The sequence below is a fragment of the uncultured Hyphomicrobium sp. genome (assembly GCF_902826555.1).
Lineage (GTDB): Bacteria > Pseudomonadota > Alphaproteobacteria > Rhizobiales > Hyphomicrobiaceae > Hyphomicrobium_C.
In genome coordinates, this window is the sequence record NZ_CADEFI010000005.1 from 57,187 (window position 1) to 80,444 (window position 23,258).

At 63.9% G+C, this 23,258-nt stretch carries 21 protein-coding genes; 7 read left to right on the top strand and 14 right to left on the bottom strand.

Annotation, left to right across the window (positions count from 1 at the left end; all coding sequences use genetic code 11):
• The 3 genes from QZV93_RS04245 to QZV93_RS04255 form a co-directional block, all read right to left on the bottom strand.
• The coding region (locus QZV93_RS04245) for a glucosaminidase domain-containing protein (RefSeq protein ID WP_295556251.1) at positions 1-983 on the bottom strand (983 nt) is incomplete at its 3' end.
• Positions 984-1,151: 168 nt separating this feature from the next.
• A complete protein-coding gene (locus tag QZV93_RS04250; protein ID WP_295556253.1) occupies positions 1,152-2,447 on the bottom strand; it encodes a glucosaminidase domain-containing protein in 1,296 nt (431 codons plus the stop codon).
• Positions 2,448-2,812: 365 nt separating this feature from the next.
• Complete coding sequence (locus QZV93_RS04255; RefSeq protein ID WP_295556254.1) at positions 2,813-3,532, bottom strand: SDR family NAD(P)-dependent oxidoreductase; 720 nt, start codon at positions 3,530-3,532, stop codon at positions 2,813-2,815.
• A gap of 478 nt (positions 3,533-4,010) precedes the next feature.
• Here QZV93_RS04255 and QZV93_RS04260 point away from each other — a divergent pair, with 478 nt between their 5' ends.
• The 6 genes from QZV93_RS04260 to QZV93_RS04285 all read left to right on the top strand — a co-directional run bounded on the left by QZV93_RS04260 (position 4,011) and on the right by QZV93_RS04285 (position 10,220).
• The gene (locus QZV93_RS04260; protein ID WP_295556256.1) at positions 4,011-4,760 is read left to right on the top strand and encodes a TorF family putative porin; all 750 of its coding nucleotides are present in this window, start codon (positions 4,011-4,013) and stop codon (positions 4,758-4,760) included.
• Between the two features lie 401 nt (positions 4,761-5,161).
• On the top strand, positions 5,162-5,893 hold the full coding sequence (locus QZV93_RS04265; RefSeq protein WP_295556257.1) for a TorF family putative porin: 732 nt from the start codon (positions 5,162-5,164) through the stop codon (positions 5,891-5,893).
• Positions 5,894-6,184: 291 nt separating this feature from the next.
• Positions 6,185-6,922 (top strand): TorF family putative porin, encoded by a 738-nt coding sequence (locus QZV93_RS04270; protein ID WP_295556259.1) that lies wholly within the window; start codon positions 6,185-6,187, stop codon positions 6,920-6,922.
• A gap of 259 nt (positions 6,923-7,181) precedes the next feature.
• Complete coding sequence (locus QZV93_RS04275) at positions 7,182-7,916, top strand: TorF family putative porin (protein ID WP_295556260.1); 735 nt, start codon at positions 7,182-7,184, stop codon at positions 7,914-7,916.
• Between the two features lie 204 nt (positions 7,917-8,120).
• Positions 8,121-8,930: a TorF family putative porin gene (locus QZV93_RS04280; RefSeq protein WP_295556262.1), complete on the top strand. Its 810-nt coding sequence runs from the start codon at positions 8,121-8,123 to the stop codon at positions 8,928-8,930.
• Between the two features lie 531 nt (positions 8,931-9,461).
• Positions 9,462-10,220, top strand: coding sequence for a hypothetical protein (locus tag QZV93_RS04285; protein WP_295556264.1), 759 nt, complete (start codon positions 9,462-9,464; stop codon positions 10,218-10,220).
• A gap of 44 nt (positions 10,221-10,264) precedes the next feature.
• Here the strand turns inward: QZV93_RS04285 and QZV93_RS04290 are convergent, their stop codons facing one another.
• From QZV93_RS04290 to QZV93_RS04310, 5 genes are all read right to left on the bottom strand, one after another.
• Positions 10,265-10,717 (bottom strand): hypothetical protein, encoded by a 453-nt coding sequence (locus QZV93_RS04290; protein WP_295556265.1) that lies wholly within the window; start codon positions 10,715-10,717, stop codon positions 10,265-10,267.
• 209 nt (positions 10,718-10,926) lie between these two features.
• Complete coding sequence (locus QZV93_RS04295; protein WP_295556266.1) at positions 10,927-11,316, bottom strand: hypothetical protein; 390 nt, start codon at positions 11,314-11,316, stop codon at positions 10,927-10,929.
• A gap of 213 nt (positions 11,317-11,529) precedes the next feature.
• Positions 11,530-12,054: a hypothetical protein gene (locus tag QZV93_RS04300; RefSeq protein ID WP_295556267.1), complete on the bottom strand. Its 525-nt coding sequence runs from the start codon at positions 12,052-12,054 to the stop codon at positions 11,530-11,532.
• 165 nt (positions 12,055-12,219) lie between these two features.
• On the bottom strand, positions 12,220-12,951 hold the full coding sequence (locus QZV93_RS04305) for a ribonuclease T (RefSeq protein WP_295556268.1): 732 nt from the start codon (positions 12,949-12,951) through the stop codon (positions 12,220-12,222).
• A 4-nt stretch (positions 12,952-12,955) separates the two neighbouring features.
• The gene (locus tag QZV93_RS04310) at positions 12,956-14,359 is read right to left on the bottom strand and encodes a M20/M25/M40 family metallo-hydrolase (protein WP_295556270.1); all 1,404 of its coding nucleotides are present in this window, start codon (positions 14,357-14,359) and stop codon (positions 12,956-12,958) included.
• Positions 14,360-14,509: 150 nt separating this feature from the next.
• Between QZV93_RS04310 and ppdK the strand changes: the two genes are divergently transcribed.
• Positions 14,510-17,221 carry a pyruvate, phosphate dikinase gene (ppdK, locus tag QZV93_RS04315; RefSeq protein WP_295556272.1) on the top strand — a complete coding sequence of 904 codons (2,712 nt, stop codon included), beginning with the start codon at positions 14,510-14,512 and terminating at the stop codon, positions 17,219-17,221.
• A 15-nt stretch (positions 17,222-17,236) separates the two neighbouring features.
• On the opposite strand, the gene QZV93_RS04320 is transcribed toward ppdK, so the two are convergent.
• The 6 genes from QZV93_RS04320 to QZV93_RS04345 all read right to left on the bottom strand — a co-directional run bounded on the left by QZV93_RS04320 (position 17,237) and on the right by QZV93_RS04345 (position 23,132).
• Complete coding sequence (locus tag QZV93_RS04320) at positions 17,237-17,467, bottom strand: hypothetical protein (protein ID WP_295556274.1); 231 nt, start codon at positions 17,465-17,467, stop codon at positions 17,237-17,239.
• Positions 17,468-17,605: 138 nt separating this feature from the next.
• Positions 17,606-18,466, bottom strand: a complete 861-nt coding sequence (nadC, locus tag QZV93_RS04325; RefSeq protein WP_295556276.1) for a carboxylating nicotinate-nucleotide diphosphorylase — start codon at positions 18,464-18,466, stop codon at positions 17,606-17,608.
• Positions 18,463-20,136: an L-aspartate oxidase gene (locus QZV93_RS04330; RefSeq protein WP_295556278.1), complete on the bottom strand. Its 1,674-nt coding sequence runs from the start codon at positions 20,134-20,136 to the stop codon at positions 18,463-18,465. The genes nadC and QZV93_RS04330 overlap by 4 nt, the downstream gene beginning before the upstream one ends.
• Before the next feature lie 55 nt (positions 20,137-20,191).
• Positions 20,192-21,274, bottom strand: coding sequence for a quinolinate synthase NadA (gene nadA, locus QZV93_RS04335; protein ID WP_295556279.1), 1,083 nt, complete (start codon positions 21,272-21,274; stop codon positions 20,192-20,194).
• Between the two features lie 236 nt (positions 21,275-21,510).
• A complete protein-coding gene (locus tag QZV93_RS04340; protein WP_295556281.1) occupies positions 21,511-22,569 on the bottom strand; it encodes an NAD regulator in 1,059 nt (352 codons plus the stop codon).
• Between the two features lie 131 nt (positions 22,570-22,700).
• Entirely contained in the window at positions 22,701-23,132 is a 432-nt protein-coding gene (locus QZV93_RS04345; protein ID WP_363156549.1) for a hypothetical protein, read from the bottom strand.
• Positions 23,133-23,258 lie beyond the last annotated feature (126 nt).

Genomic DNA, 23,258 nt, shown 5'->3' on the forward strand with positions numbered 1-23,258 from the left:
TTCTCGCGCGGCTTGACCGGCACGACGTGCGCCTTGGCAGCGGGGGAGCCTTTGGAAACGGACCCATCCGGCCGAGGCGGTGCGATCTTGACGTCCGCCAGCGCAGCCGGAGGCGAGAACAGCGCGAACCCGGGCGCATCGGTCTCATCAGCGGGCTTTGCCTCGACCGAGGAAAGTTCGGGCGCCGGCTTCGACGGTGCGGTTGCGCCAAGCTGCGCAGCCGGTGCTTGTGCTGGCTTCGTCGCCCGCTTGGCGTCCGCCTTCGCCGCCACCGCAGGCGGGACCTGGCTCTTCGCCTTCTCGGCCTCGGCTTTCTTTGCGGGAGGCGCTTTCTGATCGCGGCTCCAGATCGTGCGCACGGTCGGGCTCACGTCGGCGACGGCGATCGCTTTCCCTTGCGGCTCTTCTGCGCGCGCGCCATCGGGATTTGTCCACGGCAGGGACTCCTGCGCTTGCGGCGCGCTCCGCCCTTTGCAGGATTCCGTGCGGAAACGGTCCGCAACCCATTCGATGGAGCGGCCATACTTGGGATCAGCCGCCCAGCGCCGCGCCAGGTCTGAGAAGCGCACCGGCCGGTTGAGCTCGCGCGACTTCTCGAGGATGTGCTCTTGCTTGAGCTGCGTCCGTGGCGCCACCGGATTGGCGATCATCTCGCCCGAGTAGACGACGAGGTGCTGGATCTGACCCAGCACGCCGGTCGAGACATCGGGAAAGCTGTCGCCGGGCACACCGCCGCCGGTGGTGCCGATGCCGGCGAAATTGTTCTGCTTGGGATCCACATCCCCCATCCGCCCGTTCGGCGCGCGATAGGTGAGAAAATTCGTCTCGATAGCCATCTGGAAGAAGGCGTAGTCCCAGCGCACGCCCCAGGCTTCGCCGTGCCTCTTGTAGTAGCTCGCGATGTCGCGGAAGCGCGGATCGAGATTGCCGTTACGCCGCTTGAGGAACGCCATCAGGCGGTCGGGCGTCACGCAGGAAGGCACCGCGTTGCTCCCGGAAAGACGGATCTCGGGTAAGGACGGCGCAGCCTGCGCGGAAAACGAGGCGCCGGTTAAAACAGCCAGCGCCATCGCAATTACACGCCTCCGCGCGAGGAAGCGCCGGCCAAGATCATGCGTCATGCTGGGAAGAGCCACCGGCACCGGTCCCGATCAGCCTTCAGGGCAAAGCTCGAAGGCTTTCTCGAGCGCCTGCGTCTGGCTTGCGAACTCGCCGACCGACTCGCCGCCCTTGGCATAGGCGTTGATGTAGGCATCGGCTTCGCGCTTTTCGGTCCCCTCGTTGACGTCGAGCACCGTGTAGTTGACCGTCTTGTCGGAGACCGCCTTGATGATGATGGCCTTCGAGCCGCCATAGCTCGCCGTCCAAACGCGGCACTTGCCGCTGGCGGAGGCCGCATCCTTCTTGTCCGGCTTCTTTGCTTCCGGCTTTTGCTTCTCTGGCTTCGGCTCGGCTTTCTTGTCCGCGCTGCTGCCCGCACCGGCACCCGCAACCGCGCCGGGCAATGCCGCGACCTCGACCGATTTCCCGGTCGACTTGGCTGCTGCGGCCGCCTCGGCCTCGCTGGCGACCGCAGGCTGCGCCGGAGCATCCGACGCCGTCGTCTCGGGATTGAGCAGCTTGATGGGCGGCGCGGTGGAAGCTTTCTTCGGCGGCGCATCTGGCTTGGCGACAGACGCCGCGACGGCGGCCGCCCCCTTGGACGGCAGCACATCCGCGCTCGCAGCGGTGTCGTCTTGAGCTTTTGCTTTCGCCTTTGAAGGAACGTCGGCCTCGGGGGCAGGCGCGGCTTTGCTCACCGTATCGGCCTTCGCGATCACATCTGATTTTCGCGGCGCCTTGGGGATTTGGTCGACGGCCGCCACGACGGCGCCGTCCGGGTCGGGCTCCTTGCAGATCCCATCGAAGAACCGGTCAGCAATGGCCCCGATGTCGGTTGCGTACTTGCGGCTTCCGGGCGCCCACTTGGCTGCGAGCTGGGTGAACGTGATCGGACCCGTTACGGACTTCTGCCAGTCCGTGAGCACGCCCCACTCCTGGATATTGCGCGTGCGTTCGGCAACCGGGCTCTCCACCCGCTCACCCGAGTACATCACCAGATGCTCGATGTGGGCACGCGCACCCGTCGAGATATCCTTGAAACGCTCGCCCCGCGCCCCTTTACCTGTGGCGCCGAGACCCGCGAAGTTGTTCTGATCGGCCTTCACGTCGCCGCCGTACGTCAGGTAGCCTGTCTCGAGCAGCATCTGGAAGAACGCGTAGTCCCAGCGCACATGCAGCGCCTCGCCGTGGCGCATATATTCGCCGGCGAGCCCCTCGTAGCGAACATCGAATTTCGGATTGCGCTGCTTGACGTATTGGGTGAGCCGTCCCGGCGTCGCGCAGTCCGCCACGCGGTTGCTTTCGCTCGTCCTGATCGGAGGCAGCTCCGCGGCGCTCGCCGCCATGGGAGCAAGAGCGAGAAACGCGAAAGCAGAAACGCCGAAACGAGCAGACCTAGATCGGCAGGTCATGGGACACCCCAGTTTTCTACGCGGCGCCAAGAGCGTGAGCCATCACGTTCAACAGTCGAAAAACGTGGCCCAACGCCCCAGATCCCGGATGTGCTTGTCGCGGGTCGGCGCCCAACGGTCCGAACAAACGTTCCTAGACCCTTAAGCTTAAGAGCCCGTTTACACGCGAACCGTCTAACTCTCCCGCGACCTACCCGTGACCCAAGTTTGGGGCACGAGTTGGGGGACGAAAGGGAGGAATTGTGGCGCAGACCGCGGGTTTGGTTAGCGCCGGACGGCCCGGATTATCGGCATGGAGATCAGCCTTCGCCCCTGCCGAGCGCGATCAACTGTCCTGTGAGAGATGGCGCCTCGAGGATGAACCGCACCGCCTCCGCGATTGCTCCCGGCATTGGCACGGCGTCATCGGCCGGAGCCCCCGTTGCAGCCCCTGTCCCGTCTGGCGATAGCGCGATGGCATTGACGCGCACGCGCGGCGCCAGCGCCACCGCAAGCGCTTGCGTGGCGGCCCACAGACCATCCTGCGCCAGCGTGTAGGAGAGAAATTCAGACCTCTGTCCCCGCACACGCCGGTCGATGATGTTGATGACATTGCCGATCTCGCCCTCGGGCAGATCGAGAAACATGGCTCGGGCCAGAAAAACCGGCACCTTGAGATGGATATCGAAATTCGCGGCCCAGCTTTCGCCGGTCAGGGTCGCAACGCTGTCGGCGTGCGCCTCGCAGGTGGCATTGACGAGGCAGACTGGCGCACCGAGCGTCTCGCGGCATTGCGCGACGATCCGGGCCGCATCCACGGGCGAACCGGGATCGTCCGCCACTGCCACCGCAGGAGCGCCGAAACTCCGGATGTCCGCCGCAAGCTGCAACGCTTCTTCCACCGATCGGCTCCCATGCACGCAGACCTGCCACCCGGCGCGGCCGAGATCGAGCGCCACGGCCCGCGCGACGCATCGCGCGGCGCCCGTGATGCCCGTAATGAGAACGGTTGGTCGGGAGGAAGAGCCCGATGACGGCATGAGTTTTCAATCTGCGTTTTGCTGTCGGAGGCAGGACGGGGAACGCGCGAAACCATCCTCGCGCAGCGCCGGAATATACGGGTTCGTGTTGGTCTTGTCCGTCGGGCGCGAACCGCCCCTCCGGAATGGTCCGGATCGGCTGACACGCAGCTTCGCCTCAGCACTGTGCACCTGCGAGCTGATTATCTTGCACCGTCAGACGCCTGATGCCCATCTCGCAGGCGATTCATGAGCAACATCACGCCACTTAGCGTCATTCGTTGCCGTACCACGACACAACCAGGACGAGGACGCGGCTTTCCCGACTTAACGCTTGTTGTGTGCGCAGGTTTTTGAGTTTTATGACAGCCAAGTTGCACTGCACCAAACAAGTGGTGGTTTCGGACAGTCGCTCTGGGAGACGAGCACCATCGAAACTGTCGGGCGCAGGAAACTTTCTACCGTGTGGGTTCCATTGGGGGTTAGAGGTACGATGACAATGTCTTTCACAAAATCGGTCGGCGCGGCGGGCATCGCGCTACTGGCTCTGGCGGCGCCTGCGTCCGCCGGTAGCCTCAAGGACGACGGCGGCCGTGAGTTCTCCTGGTCCGTCAACGCCGCCGTGACGAGCGACTACATCTTCCGCGGCGTCTCGCAGACCGACAACGACCCGGCGATCTCGGCCGGCTTCGACGCCTCTTACGGCATTCTGTATGCGGGCTTCTGGGCCTCGAACGTCGATGAAGCGATTTCCCCGGACAACTTCGAAATCGACTACTACGCCGGCATCAAGCCGGTGGTCGGCCCGGCAACCTTCGATTTCGGCATCCTGTACTACACCTACCCCGGCAAGGACGTCCCCGCTGGCGAGCCCGAAACGGTCGAGCTCAAGGCCGGCGTGAGCGGCGAGATCATTCCGAAACTCAGCGCGGCCGCCGTCGCATACTGGAGCCCCGAGGCTGCAGGCAACGGCAGCGAATACTGGGTCTACGAAGGCACCCTCGCCTATGCCCTGCCCAAGTTCTTGGTTTTCGATCCGACGCTTAGCGGCCTCGTCGGCTTCTTTGACGACCAGGACGACAACTCGTTCGACTACACCTACTGGAACGCAGGCATCACGTTCGGTTGGGATAAATTCGCCTTCGACTTCCGCTATTGGGACACCGACGGCGAAGATGGCTTCGAGATCTTGAACGACGGTCTCGCCGACGAGCGCTTCGTCTTCACGGTCAAGCTGACCTATCCCTAAATCGAGCTGGCCTATCGCCAAATCGGGCATGGCGCGGACGCCTGCTCACCTCGGCAGACACACGGACGGGGTCCCTTGTGGGCCCCGTCTCACTTCAGAGTGGCGACCCCCGCCGCCCGGCCGCGGATATGCTCCGCCCAACATTTGCACAATCCCGAATTTACATTGTTCACAGACGTGTCGCGCACGGCAGAAAACTGCGCTAAATTTGAGCAATTACTGACGAAAACGCACGCAACGTTGCCCCAATGAGACACCGCCTGTGGGACGTGAGGATTTCCGGCTCTTAGAGCTTGTACTTACCCACGGGTCTGCGCCTTTATTGTCCCCAGCGCGCCACGGCATCTCGGACGGCGCACGCAGAATTCGTAAGTGTGGGATCTTTGGGGGTTGCAGGTACGATGTCGAAAGTAGCATCCATCATGAAAACGGCCGGCGCAGTGGGCCTGGCCTTCGCAGCCCTCTCGGGCGCAGCGGCAGCCGAAGACCGGGAGTTCACCTGGTCGGTCAACGCCGCTGGTACAAGCGACTACATTTTCCGCGGCATCTCGCAGTCGGATGAGAAGCCGGCAGCCTCGGCCGGCTTGGACGTCGGCTACGGCATCCTGTACGGCGGCATCTGGGCGTCGACCGTTGACTCGGATTTCGTCGGCGGCTCGCCCGCAGAGGTCGACTTCTACGCCGGCATCAAGCCGGTTCTCGGGCCCGCAACCTTCGACTTCGGCGTCCTCTACTACTGGTATCCGGGCGATGAGGTTGCCGGTGGCAATGAGCAGGACTACGTCGAGCTGAAGGCTGGCGTCAGCGGCACGCTCATCCCGAACCTGAGCACCGGCTTCAACATGTACTGGTCGGATGACGGCGCGCTCGAGTCGGGCGAGTACTTTGTCTACGAAGGCAACGCAGCCTACACGCTGCCCGCGATCGGCATCTTCACGCCCACCATCGGCGGCGTCCTCGGCTATCAAGACCATCAGGACGACAACACGCTCGATTACACCTACTGGAACGCAGGCCTCACCCTTGCGGTCGAGAAGTTCGCCTTCGACTTCCGCTACTGGGATACGGACATCGACAACAGCGGTATCGCTGACGAGCGCTTCGTCTTCACTGCAAAGGTCACGCTGCCTTAATCGGGCTGCCAAGGCTGGAATTGAAAAACGGGGCCCCAAAGGCCCCGTTTTTTTGTTTGCCGGCTGAGTGCTTTGGTAACCAATGAGAAAGAAATGGTGCTTCGATGCACAAGATTGCATCAGGCATGTTGCGAACAAGCTACACAATAGGGGAAACCCAAGGGGATATTGCGCTTCTGACTTGTTCGCGACTCTCCAACGGAGTTTCCTCTAATCAATAGATTCTCTGAGATTCTATAAGCCTCGCCTAGAGTTGTGCATCGTCCTGGGCCGTTCCTTGGGAGACTTCCTATGCACGACACTCTACGCAAGGCTCGCAGCCTAATCGCTGGCGGCGCCGCGTTGGCCTGCCTCGCGGCCCCCGCCCTCGCCGAGGATCGCGAGTTTTCCTGGTCGACGACCATGACCGGAACGAGCGACTACATGTTCCGCGGCCTCTCGCTGAACGACGAGGATCCCGCCTATCAGCAGTCGATCGACATGTCGTACGGCATCTTCTACGCCGGCGTCTGGGGTTCGATGGTTGCGGGCGACTATGAGCCGGTCGAACTCGACTGGTACGCTGGTTTCAAGCCGGTCCTGGGCCCGGTCACTTTCGACCTGGGCGTCGTCTATTACACCTATTTCTGGGCCGAAGATCCGGACGAGCTCGACTACGTCGAGTTCAAGGTCGGCGCCGAGTTCTCCCCGATCACCAACCTGACGCTGAAGCCCGTCTTCTGGTACGTGCCGGAACAGGCGAACTCCGACGCCGTCTACACCATCGAGGGCACGGCCGCCTACAAGTTCCACGACATCGGCATCTTTACGCCGACCCTGAGCGGCCTCATCGGTTATTCGGAAGCTGATAGCGACGGCACCTTCTTCGGCGACCGCGAGCCGACCGACGACTACACCTACTGGAACGTCGGTCTGGCACTCGCCGTCGAGAAGTTCACCTTCGATTTCCGCTACTGGGACACGAACATCGAGGGCGACGGCCTGGCCGACGAGCGCTTCGTGTTCACCACCAGCATCACGCTGCCCTGATTTCAGGCCGCAGCGACCGAAAGGCGAAACGGGACCCGCAAGGGTCCCGTTTTTGTTTGGTGCCGATTGCGAAACATCCGCCCGCTGAACCAGGAGCAACCGCACCGGATTGCAGTACATACGGTTGCAGCAACGCCACAAGTCAACGGAAACACCCGGCTCGAATCGAACTTAACTCTTGTCCGGATTGTGGCAGAGGGCTTTCCTAGAAGTTAGCAAGCCCGGCCATCGGTCAGGGCGAGTATTGGGGGATAGTCCTATGCGTCACTTCGGAAGCACCGCACGCAACCTCCTCGGCGCCGCGGCGTTCGCGTGCATCGCCGCCACACCGGTCCTCGCCGACGAGTTCGAGTGGTCCGTCACCGGCACCGGCACCAGCGACTACATCTTCCGCGGCTTGTCGCTCAGCGAGGAAAATCCGGTCTTCCAGGCCTCCGTGGACGGCTCCTACGGCATCTTCTACGCGGGCATCTGGGGCTCGATGGTCGAGGGCGATGGCTACGAGCCCGTCGAGCTCGACCTCTATGCCGGCATCAAGCCGGAGCTCGGCCCCGTGACGTTCGACTTCGGCGTGGTCTACTACGTCTATCCCTGGGCCGGCGCACCGGATTCCGAGTACGTCGAGTTCAAGGCTGGCGCCGAGTGGTCGCCCTTCACCAACTTCACGTTGAAGCCGGTCTTCTGGTACCAACCCGACCAGGAAAATGTGGGCGAGGTCTACACCATCGAGGGCACGGCGTCCTACGAGCTGCCCGCGGTCGGCATCTTCACGCCGACGGTGAGCGGCTTGATCGGATACGCGGAAGGCGATGAGCCGGACACGTTCGGCGAAATCATCCCGACCGACAACTACACCTATTGGAATGCAGGCCTGGCACTCTCGGTCGAAAAGTTCACCTTCGATTTCCGCTACTGGGATACGGACCTTGCCGATGCCAAGGAAGCGCTGGCTGACGAGCGCTTTGTCTTCACGGCCAGCGTCACGCTGCCCTGATCGCCGGATAGACTAGACTTGATCATTTGAAACGGGGCCTTTGCAGGCCCCGTTTGCGTTGCGTCGGAGACACAAGGCACACGTCACGTTGAGGACATCGGGCCTTTGCTCTTGTTTGCTTAACCCCTCTACGCTTTTCTTGTTTCGATTGGGGCACCGCCTCTCGCCAAGGGGTGAGCGCGTGAGTTTGGGGGAAGTCGTTCGATGCAAGGTTTGAAGCAGGCGGCGTATGCGATGCTCGTTGGTGGCTCCATGATCGCCCTGACCGGCGGAGCAGCCTTGGCCGACGAGCCGCGCTCGCTCGGCTATTCGGTGACGCTCGGCGGCACCAGCGACTATATCTTCCGCGGCATCTCGCAGACCTCCGAGAACCCGGCCGCCCAAGGCTCCGTCGATTTCACCTACGGGATTTTCTACGCCGGCGTGTGGGGCTCCAACGTCGACTTCGACGACGCCCCGCCGGCCACCGCCGAGGTGGACTTCTACGCAGGCATTAAACCCACCTTGGGCCCCGGCCCGTTGTGGGGTCCGGTCACGTTCGATTTCGGCGTCATCTACTACGCCTATCCCGGCGCCGATGACGATGGCGCGGAGCTGGACTACGTCGAGCTGAAGGCCGGCTACAGCATGGTCTCGCCCTGGATCAAGGGCCTGACCAGCGGCACGACCTTCTACTGGAGCGACGACTACGGCCTCGAGACCGGCGAGGTCTTTACGATCGAGAGCGCAGCGTCCTACGCGCTGCCGCAGGTCGGTATTTTCTCGCCGTCTATCAGCGGCGCCTGGGGCACTGTTTACGGCGATCGCGACGAAGGCTTCACCGCCGGCGGCGGCAGCAAGGACAAGTACGATTATTGGAACGCCGGCTTGACGCTCGGCGTCGAGAAATTCGCATTCGATTTCCGCTACTGGGATTCCAACATCGACGTTGTCAACGAAGGCGTAGGCGCCTGCGTGACGCAGGGCCTCTGCGACGAGCGCTTCGTCTTCACCGCCAAGGTGACGCTGCCCTAGTGGGGCTTATCCGAGGGCGCAACCGGAGCCCTCGACATTCTGATTGTAGTCCAAGACCTCGTGCACGAGGTCTTCGCGACCGGGACCGAAATGTCCCGGTCTTTTCGTTTGCGCGCGCCGGCCGTCGACATGCTGATACTTGCCCGTCGCAGAGTCTTCATTGGGTTGTCACTCAGCACCGCTAACTATCTCAGCGATTGATCTCGGGACTGATCCTCTCGCCCCACCACCCGCATCGGGGCGCGCGCTGCCACGCTCTGGCAGCCGCTGGAGAGGGCCAGGAGAGGGACGCGCATCGCCCTCGTCATCGCGTGTCCGTCTTGCGGCCGCCACGGCTGACCCTAAAGGGTCTATTGCGGCGGAAAGAGAGGCCAGCCTGCCCCGGTTGTCAGCCCCCCCGCGGCTGGCGATAGAGGCGGCTGGCCTCGTTTGCTCCACCGCTCCTCGATTGATTTTCCCCAGATCTTACGGCGCGGTTCTTGATCAGCCACCGGCCCGCCCCCTAGAAAACGCGTGCGCGGAGAGCATGCCGTGATTCTGACCGTTGCCATCATGGTTGCCCTGACAATTGCGATCGCGGCCTATGTGCTCGCGCCGCGCATGGCCGACGCGCGTATTGTCTACGAGCAGATCCCCGATCGGCCCACGGACTTCGGGTACCGCATGGCTTGGCTGGCGGTGAGAAGCCGCGACACACATGCCGTGCTCGAAGCGCTTGGCCTGATAGCCGCCGAACCGTGCAACTGGAAATCGGGGATCGGCACCGTCTACGACAACCACCTTGGTGCCGATCACGTTTTCATCTCGCCACCGGTCAACGGATGGACGTTCGTGGTCGGCCTGCCGCTCCCCCATCCGGTGGGTCGCGGCTTCGCCGACAAATGCATGCCGCTCCTCCACCACCTCGGCCGCCAGTTTATCGAGGTGCAGTACTTCTTCGCCTATCCCCCTATCGATATCTTTGCCTGGGCACGCCTCCTCGAGGGGCGCGTGGTCCGTGCGTTCGCCATTACGGAGTCCGGCGTCGTCTGGAACAAGGGCCGCACGACCAAGGAGGAGCGTGCACTCGGAATGAAGCTGTTCGATTTTCGCGGCGTCCGCGGCCGCAAAGGCGATGCCGGCGGCGAAATCATCCTCTATCCGACGGAAGAGCACGTGTTGCGCCTTGCCGGCCGTTGGAGCCTCGATCCGACAGAGCTCGACGGCACCGACGTTGTCGCGCCCGCTCTCGGCTACATCGCACTCACGCCAGCAGAATGGCGCACCACGCGTCTGCGCAAAGCGGGATAGCAGGTGCGATATCGGTGGTGAGGATCGAATCCGCGCTTCGACGGCTAAGCTGCGAGACGCTCGAGAACCAGGCCACGCCCGATCATGCGATGCGAACGGTCCACAAGCGCGACCACATTGGCCGCGCGGGAAGAGCTGCGGACATCGGCCTGTCTCCAGGGCGCCGTCGCCGGCACGCCTGATGAAGGCTTGCAGACCTTGAGCACATGCGGCCGCTTCTTCGGCACCGCCTTGCCCGCCGGGGCCGCCATCCTCGCCCGATGTCCCTTTCGCGCCTTGGGGACGTTCTCGCCCGCGACTGACTTGAGACGCGCCGCAAAGGACCATGCATAGGAGCGGGTGACCGGGAACGGTGCGATCGCCGGCACAGTGCGCTCCGGCACCGGAGGCGAACGGACGGCAAAAAGCATCGGTAGCTGGAAGGGTTCGTGTGTACGGGTCGGCGCCTGCTCCGAAGGAGAGCGCACGCCGAAAAGCCAGCCGAAAAGCCGTGTCACCAGCTCTGATTGTCGGAACGCCGTAAACATTCCCCACCGCCCATGCAGCCCGACTTCCCGGACGCGCAAATACGCGCACCGAACGGCCCAAAGCCGTTGGAATCAAAATCACATCGTTTAGTTAAGCGATGGATAACGTTAGCCGGACCGGCTAATGCACGTCTCAAGAATATTCAAGCAACCACATGATATATATTGCAAAAATAAATTCACGACGCCGCCGAGAGGCCGACGATATCAGCCATCTGGTGCGCGATGAGGTGATCCAGAAAGCCGTCGAACGGCACCGTGAATGCCGTCAGTCCCCTCGGATCGTTGCTCCATTCCGTGAGCTTCTCGACGAAGCCTTCCGGCAGCTCGGCGGGAGCCTCGTCGGCGGCCACCACACTGGCCTCGAATGCGGCCTGTGTCAGGGGAAGGAACGGGATGGTGACCATGTCGAGGTGCCCGTCCGCATGGCGCCGCGGCGCGTGCACGACGGCACAACAGACGATGGTGCGGTCCTGATCGAAAGTTGCAACGGCGCCGATCAAAAGCCGGGAGGCCTCGAAGCCTTGAGGGGCACGATAGCTCCAGCTCTGTCCAGCGGCAAAATTCATATCTGACCAACTCCACAAATCGTGATGATGCGAGGATCTCGCGAGAGCACCGAAGGGTGCGCCTGTTACGCCCGCTTGAGGGCAGCTTTCGGGCGAGAGAAAGTTCAAAACTGAGACTTCATCTTCGCCCGAGCGCGGAGGTCGTTGTTTTAGAAAGGCCTTGAACCTTTTGCCACACCGCAGCCGAAAACACGCCTCCCCCGAGTTTACAGCTTACGGACTGACCCTTCCATCCTTGTTCAGAGGAATCCACCCGTCTTGCACGGCGACATCGATGCGGTCCTGCCGCCCCTCATAGGAATCCGCCGGCAGCGCGGGAGCATTGTGTCCGCAGGGACGGGCCGTCGTGAAACCGGTTTTCCGGTCGCGGGACACAAGCGTGCACGCTGGGGCGCCCGCATCTGCGACAGGCTCGGAAGCAGATCGCGTCAAAGGGGCTGAAGCATAGACCGCCGCCACAGGCGCAACCGGCGGCCCTCCTGCCAGCACCACCTCGGCGACAAACCCCCAGAACCCGACAAAATGCCAGAACACCGCGCCGCCGACGAAGCCGATGATGCTCCAGCCGAGACCGCCGACACCGTCGAGCATGTCCCGCGCCGCGCGCAGGGCTCGGCGGAGAGGCGCGTCAGGCCGCACCGTGTCGATGCGGCCTGCCCCGCCGCCCTCTTTCGCGGAAACCGGGACGCCGCCCTCGAGAAGCGGCGCCAGGCGGCGTTGGTTGGCAAATCCTTGCATGCGTCCAGCTCCGCAATGCGAAAACCAAACGCAGTACGACTCGGAGCTTGCTGTTCGCTGCTCCCGCCAGCAAGTCTCAATGTGGCGACGAGAGGACCCGCATACAGTTATCCACAAACTGAGCGCTGTAAAAAAAGCACAAATCCGTCACCGAAAGGAGCGGCCTCAGCGAACCGGAGGCACATGCACACGGCTCCCTCGGCAAAGCTGCCTCTGATCCTCATTGTCGCCGCAGGACCGCGGCGCGCCAGACTTCGAGAAGCAGATACGGACCTCGCGCAGCCGGCTGCCCGGCCCGCGGCACGCCACCGCGATCATGTCGGGCTTGAGCTGAGCGTTCGCCGTCACGAACTCCCGCACGACATCGTCCGGATCCAGGAACTGCGCGTTCGTCGGACCACGGAACCGGTCCGGAATGCGGATGCTGTCGTAAAGCGTCCGTGCCACGCGATAATACGCGCTCGGCGAAAGCCCCGAGCACGTGCCGTGCTTCCGATATTCGTGGATGATCAGCCCCTTGCCCGGCATCACATCCAGCATGCCGTCGATCACGGGCTGCGGCACCCAGGTCGTCTCGGCGGGACAGCTTTCGGGATAGCCGCGCTCGTGCTGCGGCCACAGCCCATGCAGGATAAACGCATAACGCCGCCCGTTGCGCGGCGCGCACTGCGCATCGTCGTCCCTCCCCTCAGGACTTTCGCAGTGTGTGGGACTCCAGGAAAGCACGAGGGAATAGTAGTCGAACGCGCCCGGCGCATCGCCATTGACCCGCGCGGACGCGGTCGGCGACGGCGCCGAAGGCCCTCCGCTGCCGCTCTTCTCGAAATACATGAGGAGGCCGGCGACCACGATCAGCGCAATGAGCCCCGGAAGCGTGAGTTGAGGTGGCGTTCGCATCAGGTCAAGCCGCCTGCCGCGCCAGGGCATCCAGGATGCGCACCCAGCTCCTTGCCCCCTTCTTGAAGCTCTTCAGGTTGTATTTCTCATTGGGTGAATGGATGCGGTCGTCGTCGACGCCAAAGCCGATGAGCAGGCTATCCATGCCCAGCGCCGCTTTGAACGAGGTCACGATCGGAATCGACGCCCCGCATCCCATCAGTACCGTTTTCGCACCCCATTCCCGTTCGAGGGCGCCGGCGGCGGCCTGCATTGCCGGTGCCGATGTGTCGAAGCCGATGGCTGCGCTGCCGTGCCCGCCGATAAACTCCGCCTCGCAGTCGGCCGGCAGGTTGTCGACGACGAACTGGCGCACGGCCGCGAGCACGTGCTCGGGATCCTGCCCGGGAACAAGCCGGCAGGTGATCTTGACGGACGCCCGTGCCGGAATGACGGTCTTGGACCCTGCGCCTTGATAGCCGCCCGTGATGCCGTTGAATTCGATGGTAGGCCGGCTCCAGAGCTGCTCGATGACCGACACCGAAGTCTCGCCCGCCGGCACCGAGAGCCCGATCGGCCCGAGAAGCTGCTTCGCATCGAGGCCAAGTGCCTGCCACTGCTTGAGCTGCGCCTTGGTCGGCTTGACGACGCCGTCATAGAACCCCGGAATTCTGATGCGTCCTTTGGCGTCGTGCATTTTGCCGAGCACGCCCACGAGTGCGCGGATCGGGTTCATCGCCGGCCCGCCGTAGATTCCGGAATGCAGATCACGCGACGGCCCCTTGACGATCACCTCGATGCCCGCCAGCCCGCGCAGCATGGTGGTGATGGCAGGCGTATCCTTGTCCCATTGCCCGGTGTCGCACACGAGCACCAAATCGGCGGTGATCTCCTTGCCGCTTTTCTTGAGGAAGCCTGGCAGCGACGGCGATCCGCACTCCTCCTCGCCCTCGATCATCGCCGACACCGCGATCGGCAGCGATCCGACGACCTCCTTATAGGCGCGCGCCGCCTCGAGGAAGGTCATGAGCTGACCCTTGTTGTCCTCGGCCCCGCGCGCGACGATGACCTTGCCGTTGCTCTTGTCGGCAGCGATGCGCGGCTCGAACGGCGGCTTCGTCCACAGGTCGAGCGGATCCGGCGGCTGCACATCGTAGTGCCCATAGAAGAGAACGTGCGGCGTCCCCTTCGCGACCTTCTCCCGGTCATGTCCGACGACGATCGGATGCCCCGTGGTCTGCCGCACCGAAGCGGGAATGCCGACCTCGGTGAGTTGAGCCGCACACCAGTCGGCCGCCTTGCGGCATTCGGCCTTGTAGGCCGGATCCGTCGAGATGCTCTCGATGCGCAGGAGCGAGAAAAGCCGGTCGAGACCGGCATCGAAATTGCGGTCCAGCCGCTCGAGAACCTTGGCAACGTGATCCGTCATAGTAACCCTGTGTAAATCGAGACTGCGCAAGCATGGAGCGCCTGTCGGACTGTTAAAGGGAGTGTTGGCGCATGGCAACGCCTGTGCCACAGTCCCGCGTCCGGCACCGCCCCGGATTCCTGCGCATGACTTTGGTTTGAGAGAGGCCAAATGGCAGTGGCTGAGCCATCCCGCGACGCGGCTCCCAAATGGGTCTACTACTTTGCCGCCGGCGAAGCGGAAGGTAGCGCCGGTATGACCAATCTTCTTGGCGGCAAGGGGGCCAATCTGGCTGAGATGGCGAGCCTCGGCCTGCCTGTTCCGCCCGGCTTCACCATCACCACCGAGGTGTGCGGCATCTACTACAGCAACGGGCATCGCCTGCCGGAAGCGCTTGCTCTGCAAGTGGAGGATGCGCTCGCCAGGATCGGTCTCGAGACCGGCGCCGAGTTCGGCAGCGAGGAGAAACCGCTGCTCGTCGCAGTACGTTCCGGCTCCCGCGCCTCGATGCCCGGAATGATGGACACCATCCTCAACCTCGGCCTCAATGATCGCACCGTGCTCGGCCTCGCCCGCAACTCCGGCGACGACCGCTTCGCCTACGACAGCTACCGCCGCTTCATCCAGATGTACGGCGATGTGGTGCTGGGCGTCGATCACGCGGTGTTCGAGGACATCCTCGACAACTTCAAGAACCTGAACGGCATCTCTTTCGACACCGAGCTCGACGCTGACGCATGGCGCAAGATAATTGCGCTTTACAAGAGCGCCATCGAGGACGCCATCGGCAAGCCCTTCCCTCAGGACACGGGCCAGCAGCTCTGGGGCGCTATCGCCGCCGTCTTCGGCTCCTGGCAGAACGCGCGCGCCGTCACCTACCGCCGCCTGCACGCCATTCCGGACAATTGGGGCACTGCGGTGAACGTGCAGGCCATGGTGTTCGGCAACATGGGCAACACGTCTGCGACCGGCGTCGCCTTCACCCGCAACCCCTCGACCGGAGCCAACGAGATCTACGGCGAATATCTCGTCAACGCCCAGGGCGAGGACGTCGTGGCCGGCATACGCACGCCGCAGCCGCTGACCGAGAGGGCGCGCCGCGAGGCCGAGGATCCGAACCCCTCGCTTGAAGAGGAGATGCCGCGGGCCTTCGAGGAGCTGAAGCTGATCTTCACGGCCCTCGAAAGCCGTTATCGCGACATGCAGGACATCGAGTTCACGATTCAGAACGGCAAGGTGTGGATGCTGCAGACGCGCTCCGGCAAGCGCACCGCGGAAGCAGCCGTCAAGATCGCGGTCGATCTCGCCGATGAAGGCATCATCGGACGCGATCAGGCGGTGCTGCGCGTCGATCCGTCGAGCTTCACCCAGCTCCTGCATCCGACCATCGATCCGGACGCCGAAAAGGAGCTGCTCACCTCCGGCCTGCCCGCTTCACCCGGTGCCGCCGCGGGAGGCATCGTCTTCAACTCCGACGAGGCCGAGCGACAGAAGCAGCAGGGCCGCGATGTCATCCTCGTGCGCACCGAGACGAGCCCCGAGGATATTCACGGCATGCATGCGTCTGCCGGCATCCTGACCGCGCGCGGCGGCATGACGAGCCACGCCGCCGTCGTTGCGCGCGGCATGGGCGTGCCGTGCGTATCGGGTGCCGGCGCCATGCGCATCAACGAGAAAGCCGAGACGCTGACCATCGGCAAGAAAATGTTCAAGGCCGGCGACGTCATCACCATCGATGGCGCGACGGGCCGCGTCTATGCCGGCATCGTGCCCATGCGCCAGCCTCAGCTTTCCGGCGATTTTGCCAAGCTGGTCGCCTGGGCCGACGAAGCACGCACCCTCGCTGTGCGCGCCAACGCCGATACGCCCAAGGATGCCCGCCAGGCGCGCACGTTCGGGGCCCAGGGTATAGGGCTTTGCCGCACCGAGCATATGTTCTTCGACGCCGACCGCATCCTCGCCATGCGCGAGATGATCTGCGCCACCACCGAAGCCGGCCGCCGCGCAGCCCTCGCCAAGATCCTGCCCGTGCAACGCGCCGACTTCGTCGAGTTGTTCGAGATCATGGGCGAGCTGCCGGTGACGATCCGCCTCCTCGATCCGCCGCTGCACGAGTTCCTGCCGCGCCAGGAACGCGAGATCGAATCCGTCGCCACCGCCCTCGATATGCCGGTCGACAAGATCAAGTCCCGCATCGCCGAGCTCTCCGAGTTCAACCCCATGCTTGGCCTGCGCGGTTCGCGCCTCGCCATCCGCTATCCGGAGATTCCTGAGACGCAGGCGCGGGCCATCTTCGAAGCTGCCATCGAGGCTGAAAAGCGCCTGGGCGCTGCGGTCGAGCCTGAGATCATGATCCCGCTCGTGGCCTACCGTCGCGAGTTCGACATCCTGGCCGGCATCATTCGCAGCGTCGCCGAGGCCGTCGAAAGCGAGACCGGTGCGCGCCTCACCTACAAGATCGGCACCATGATCGAGCTGCCGCGCGCCTGCCTCAAGGGCGACGAGCTGTCGGCGGGCGACGACGGCGCGGATTTCTTCTCTTTCGGCACCAACGACCTGACCCAAACGGTCCTGGGCCTGTCCCGCGACGACGCCGCACCCATTCTCACGGCTTACGCGACGCAAGGTATCTACGAGGCCGACCCCTTCGTCTCCATCGATCAGGAGGGAGTGGGAGAGCTGGTGCGGTGGGGCGTCGAGCGCGGACGGCGGGCAAAGCCCGGACTAAAGATCGGCATCTGCGGCGAGCACGGCGGCGACCCGGCGTCCGTGGCGTTCTTCCATGCCGCGGGCTTCGACTACGTGTCCTGCTCTCCGTTCCGCGTACCGATCGCACGCCTTGCAGCCGCCCAGGCCGCCATTCGCACCAAGCTTAAGGCCTGAAACGCCGGACGAAGATTAGAGCGTGAGGTCGCGCTGCTCGATGCGATCGAGCTCGTCGAGGCTGGGCCGGCGAGGGCGGGAACCCTGCTTCTTCGGCATCAGAAACAGCCACAGGATCAGCGGCGGAAAGATGAAGCACCACGCCATCCAGAAGGAGTAGTCGCGGTTCTTCCAACCGGCGACGAATCCGGCCAACGCAGCGGCAACGATCGCCGCCAGGCCATAGATTACGATACCGGAAACCATCGATAGAGCCCTCCCGAAATGCCTCGATCCGAGGCATCCGACACATGGGCGACAACTGCGGCGAAATCAAGCGCGTACGAATACGTGCTGCCAATTCACGCATTTACCTGCGCCTGAGGTAAACGCGGGGACCGTCTTCTAGGAGATGAAATCGAGCCCGAGATCCAGGATTGGCGCCGAATGCGTGAGCGCGCCGACCGAGATGAGATCGACCCCCGTCTCCGCGATGGCGCGGACCGTATCCAGCGTCACACCACCGGAAGCTTCCGTAAGGACGCGACCCGCAACCATCGTTACGGCCTTTCGCAGGACCTTCACATCCATATTGTCGAGCAGCACGGCATCGATCGGATGCTTGAGAGCCTGCGCGAGCTCGTCAAGGTCGCCGACCTCGACCTCGATCTTGACCATATGACCGGCATGCGCGCGCGCAGAGGCAATCGCCGGCTCCACGCCGCCCGCGGCCACGATGTGATTGTCCTTGATCAGGATGGCGTCGTAGAGCCCCGAGCGATGGTTGGCCCCGCCGCCGCAGCGTACCGCATACTTCTCGAAGGCGCGCAGGCCCGGCGTCGTCTTGCGCGTGTCGACGATGCGCGCGTGCGTGCCTTGAACCGCATCCACATAGCGGCGCGTCAGCGTGGCGATGCCGCTCATGTGGCAAAGGAAGTTGAGCGCCACGCGCTCCCCCGTCAGCAGCGCCCGCGCCGGTCCCGATACGCGTGCAACCACGCCCCCCGCTTGAACACGGTCACCATCACGGCCCAGCGCTTCGAACACAACGCGCGTGTCGACAGCCTGAAACGCCGCCTCCGCCACGGCAACGCCCGAGATCACGCCTTCGCGCCGAGCACCGAACGTCGCCACCGCAGTCGCGTCGGCAGAAACGGTGGCGTCCGTCGTCAGATCGCCGCGCGAGCCAAGATCCTCGGCCAAAGCCTGCTCGACCGCGCGCGCAATCGACAATTGCGGAAGTCCACCATCGAACGCGGCACTCACGTCTGCAGCTCCTCGCAGCGCGGCTGCGGAGCGGAGCGGCCGATACGCGCACTCGTGGCCCGGATTTCGCCCAGCGTCACCGCGCTCCGATGCTGCAGTGCCGGATCCGGCTCGGGATAGTCCGACCGGAAATGCGCACCACGGCTTTCCGGTCTCATCAGAGCCGCACCCGTAATGATCTCGGCGGCGAGCGCCATGTTGACGACCACGCGATCGTCGCCCGCCTCCTCGCCGATCTCGGACAGGATCGCGAGCGCCTGCTCGAGCCCCGCGCCGTTGCGCACAACGCCCACATGCGCGCTCATGGTCTGCCGCAGACGCTGAGAGAGACGCGAGCGCCGGGCAGCATCCAAAGTCTCCTCCGCGCCCGTGCGATACGTCCGCGCGATCGGATGCGCCATGCCCGGCGAGACGAGACGGCCGATATCCTGGGCTGCACGCGCTCCGAGCACGACGGCTTCGAGCAGCGAGTTGGAGGCAAGCCTGTTGGCACCATGCAGCCCCGTCGACGCCACTTCGCCCACCGCCCACAGACCTTCGAGGGAGGTGCGCCCGGCAAGGTCTGTCGCCACGCCACCCATGTGATAGTGCGCGGCCGGCGCAACCGGAATCGGCTGCGTGACGGGATCGACGCCTGCCGCGCGGCAATGCGCATAGACGGTCGGAAACGCCTGCGGGAAAGCCGCTCCGATCGCCGCGCGGCAATCGAGAAACGCGCCGCGCCCGGCCGCGATCTCCGCGAACACGCCCCGCGCGACGACATCTCGCGCGGCGAGATCTCCGGCCGGATCGAGCGCCAGCATGAAGCGCTCGCCGGCACCGTTGATCAGCCTCGCCCCTTCGCCGCGCAGCGCTTCCGACGCAAGCGGGGCCGGATCGATACCGGCATCGATCGCGGTCGGATGGAACTGCACGAACTCCGCATCCGCAATCGCCGCGCCCGCACGCGCCGCAAAGGCAATCGCTTCGCCGCGGGCGTACATCGGATTTGTGGTCACGGAATAGAGTGCACCTGCGCCCCCCGTTGCCAGCACAACGGCGCTCGCCGGCATGAAATCGAAGGTGCCCGTGCGCTTGGCCTCGGTGCGCACCAGACGCACGCCGGTGATGCGGTCCGCGTTGCCGGAGCCGGCATCCGAAATGAGATCCAGCGCCTCATACCCGTCGAGCACGCGGATCGATGGCGTCGCCTTCACCGCTGCTATGAGCGACTGCATGATGGCCGCGCCCGCACGGTCGCCCGACACACGCACGACGCGGGCCTGCGAATGCGCAGCCTCGCGCGACAGCACGAAATGCCCCGCGAGATCGCGGTCGAACGGTACGCCGTAGCGCAGGAGATCGGCGATACGCGACGGCGCCTCCGCGGCCACCACCTCGGCGACATGCGCATCTACGATGCCGCCCCCGGCCGCGATCGTATCGGCCGCGTGCCGCTCCGGCGTGTCGCCCTCGCCCACGGCGGCCGCAATGCCGCCCTGTGCCCAAACGCTGGAGGCACCTTCGCCAAGCGGCGCAGCCGCAACCACCGTCACCGGCAGAGGGGCCAGCCTCAGCGCGGTAAAAAGTCCTGCAAGCCCGGCGCCGATCACGATGATATCGCCCGCTCCCAGCGCATGACGGGGATCGGCGAAACCGGGGCTCAGAAGCCGTGTGCGTTCGAAGTCCATGGGTCGATACTCCCACGTCTCGCGGGCGGGCGCGCTCGTCGCGCGCCCGACGTTGCTAGACCGAAGCCTCCACCATGCGCTCGACAGCGCGCCGGGCCTTCTCGGCGACGGTCGGATCGACCGTCACCTCGTAGCGGTTGTAAAGCAGCGCCTCGTAGATCTTCTCGAGGCTGATGCGTTTCATGTGCGGGCACAGGTTGCATGGCCGCACGAACTCCACGTCAGGCGTTTCCGCCGCAACGTTGGAAGCCATCGAGCATTCCGTGACCAGCACGACCTTGGGCGGGCGTTTGGTCTTCACCCAGTCGATCATCGCCGCCGTCGACCCGGTGAAGTCGGCCGCATTGATCACGTCCGGCGGGCACTCGGGATGCGCGATGATCTTGAGACCGGGCTCCGCGGCCCGCATCGCCTCCATCTCCTCGCCCGTGAAGCGCTCGTGCACCTCGCAATGACCCTTCCACGCGATGATCTCGACCTTGGTCTTGGTCTGCACGTACTTGGCGAGATACTCGTCGGGAATGAGCAGCACGCGCGGCGCGCCGAGGCTCTCGACGATCTTCACCGCGTTGGACGAGGTGCAGCAGATATCGCACTCGGCCTTCACCGCCGCGCTCGTGTTGACATAGGTGACGATCGGCACGCCGGGATAGGCGACGCGCAACGCGCGCACGTCCTCGGGCGTGATCGACGCCGCGAGCGAGCAGCCCGCCAGCGGATCGGGAATGAGGACCGTCTTGTCCGGATTGAGCAGCTTCGACGTCTCGGCCATGAAGTGCACGCCCGCCTGCACGATGACGCTGGCCTCGGTGCGCGCTGCTTCCTTCGCGAGCTGCAGGCTGTCGCCGCGAAAATCGCCCACGCAGTGGAAGATCTCCGGCGTCATGTAGTTGTGCGCCAGGATGACGGCATTGCGCTCCCGCTTGAGCTCGTTGATCGCCTTGATGATGGGGGCGTAGTGCACCCACTCCATCGGCGTCACGACGTGCTTCACGCGCTCGTAGAGCGGTTCCATTTCACGACGCAACGCGGGCGTGAACGCCAGCGGCGGGGTGATCCGATCCTCGCCCCGCGACCGCGGCGCGCAAGCGTCCCCGCGATCGAGCGTGAGAGCCGAATGGGCTGAACCGAGAGCCATTTTTCACCTCCAAGCTATCATATACTCCACTTGAGTATATGAGGGCCCTGAAAAATACCGGCCGCCTTAGGCCAGTCATTCCTACGCTCTTGGAACCCTAAGGTTCCTTATTATGCTCACAGAGAGCACTTAGCGCACACAACGAATCTAATTGAGCGGACGACGATTTTCTAGGCCGTTGCCGAAAATATTTGCAGCGCGGCAAACCCTCCCGCCGCGCTGCAAGCATCCTGCGATCATGTCCGCACGGCCTTCACGCGCACACCCGGTGCCGGCCGCTCGAGCACGACCTCGCGACGGAAGCGGAAAAGCTTCGCAGGCCGTCCGCCCGTTTGCGTTTTGACCTCGCCGGTCGGCTCGACAAGCCCTGCACTCTCGACAAGGCGGCGAAAGTTCTGCTTGTGCAGATGCGGACCGAGAATGGCCTCCACCGTCTTTTGCAACTCGAACAGCGTGAAGTCGTCGGGCATCAGCTCGAAGATCACCGGGCGATATTTGATTTTCGCACGCACGCGCCCGATGGCGGTTGCAAGAACGCGCCGGTGATCGAACTTCATCGGCGCACCGAGCCGCGGCAACCCGCTGCCCCACAACGCACCGGCATCGCGCCCATCACGACGCGCTTCCTCGATCAGCCCCGCCTCGTAAAGCAGCTCGAACCGGTCGAGCACTTTCTCCTCGTCCCAGGCACCGCCATCGATGCCGAAGCAGATGCGGATACGATCCTCTTTCGGCACCGGCCGCTGAGGCGCCGTGCGCGAAGCCGGACTCTGCGCCCACTGCTTGAGACGCGGCTCGATTTCAGCCGCGAGAATCTCGGGCCTGCCCCTGCGCCAGTCCTCCCACGGAAAATACTGGTACCAGCTCCGCCAGGACCCATGCGCGAGATCGTGCGCGTGCCCGGTTTCCGTCAGCGCCAGATAGCCGATCGAGACCACATGCGGCGACGCATCGCCAGGCTCGGCGTGACGCCCGCGGTCACCGAACGTGTAGAGCTGCTCCACGTAGCCGAGCCCGAGCCCCGTCTGCTCCTCCACCCAGGCGCGAAGCCCGCTTTCGAGCGTACGGTGCGCGACGGGTGAGAACGGCCCGAACGGAAGGCCATCGACCCCGACAGGCTCCGCCTCGCTGCGGATCACGAGCACCACCGGCTCATCGTCGATGACCGCGACGATCGCGGCGTTGAGGCCGATTTCGACGCCCGCTGGCTCGCTGCGCGTTGCCACGTGATGAGTAGCCTCCACGTCGGAATCCACTTCGCGAATTCGACGCTTGAAGTTCATATCTGCGACCATGGCACAAGCTCCTTTAAGCCTTTGCCCGCTAAAACCTGATCATGGCGATTTTCGGGAGCCAATCGAGCGCGATTTTATTCCCGCGATCAGGAATAAATTCGCAATCTCAAAATGTTCTCCCAATCCATGCGTCAACGCGCATGCGTGAGCGCCGCAAAACGTTCGAGAAACAGCCGCTGCGCGTCGGCCGTGGTCAAAGGTGCAAGCGCCGAAAGACGTTGCGTGAGTGTGAAATTCGTTTCTTCCGGCTTACCAAAAAAAACAAGGGCTTCGGCCCGGGAAAAGCCTGCCAGCAGCGTCGCTTCATAAAATGCCGCGATTCGGTCGGCGCGCTTGATCTCGGAGGCAATGCGATCCGGTAGGCGTGGAGGCACCCCAAACCGCACATGAATGGCTTCGAGAAGTTTCATCTCGAAGGCCTTGTAATCGAGCCCGATCGCCGTCTTGAAGGGGCTTATCAAATCTCCAATCACATATTCGGGAGCGTCATGCAGCAGCGCGGCAAGACGCCATTCGGCGGACCACTCGGGATTGAGCGCAGCGCAAATGTCTTCCACCACCAAGACGTGCTGCGCGACCGAAAATGCGTGCGCTCCGTGCGTCTGGCCGTTCCAGCGCGCGACGCGCGCGAGCCCGTGGGCGATGTCCTCGATCTCGATGTCGCCCGGAGCCGGATTGAGCAGATCGAG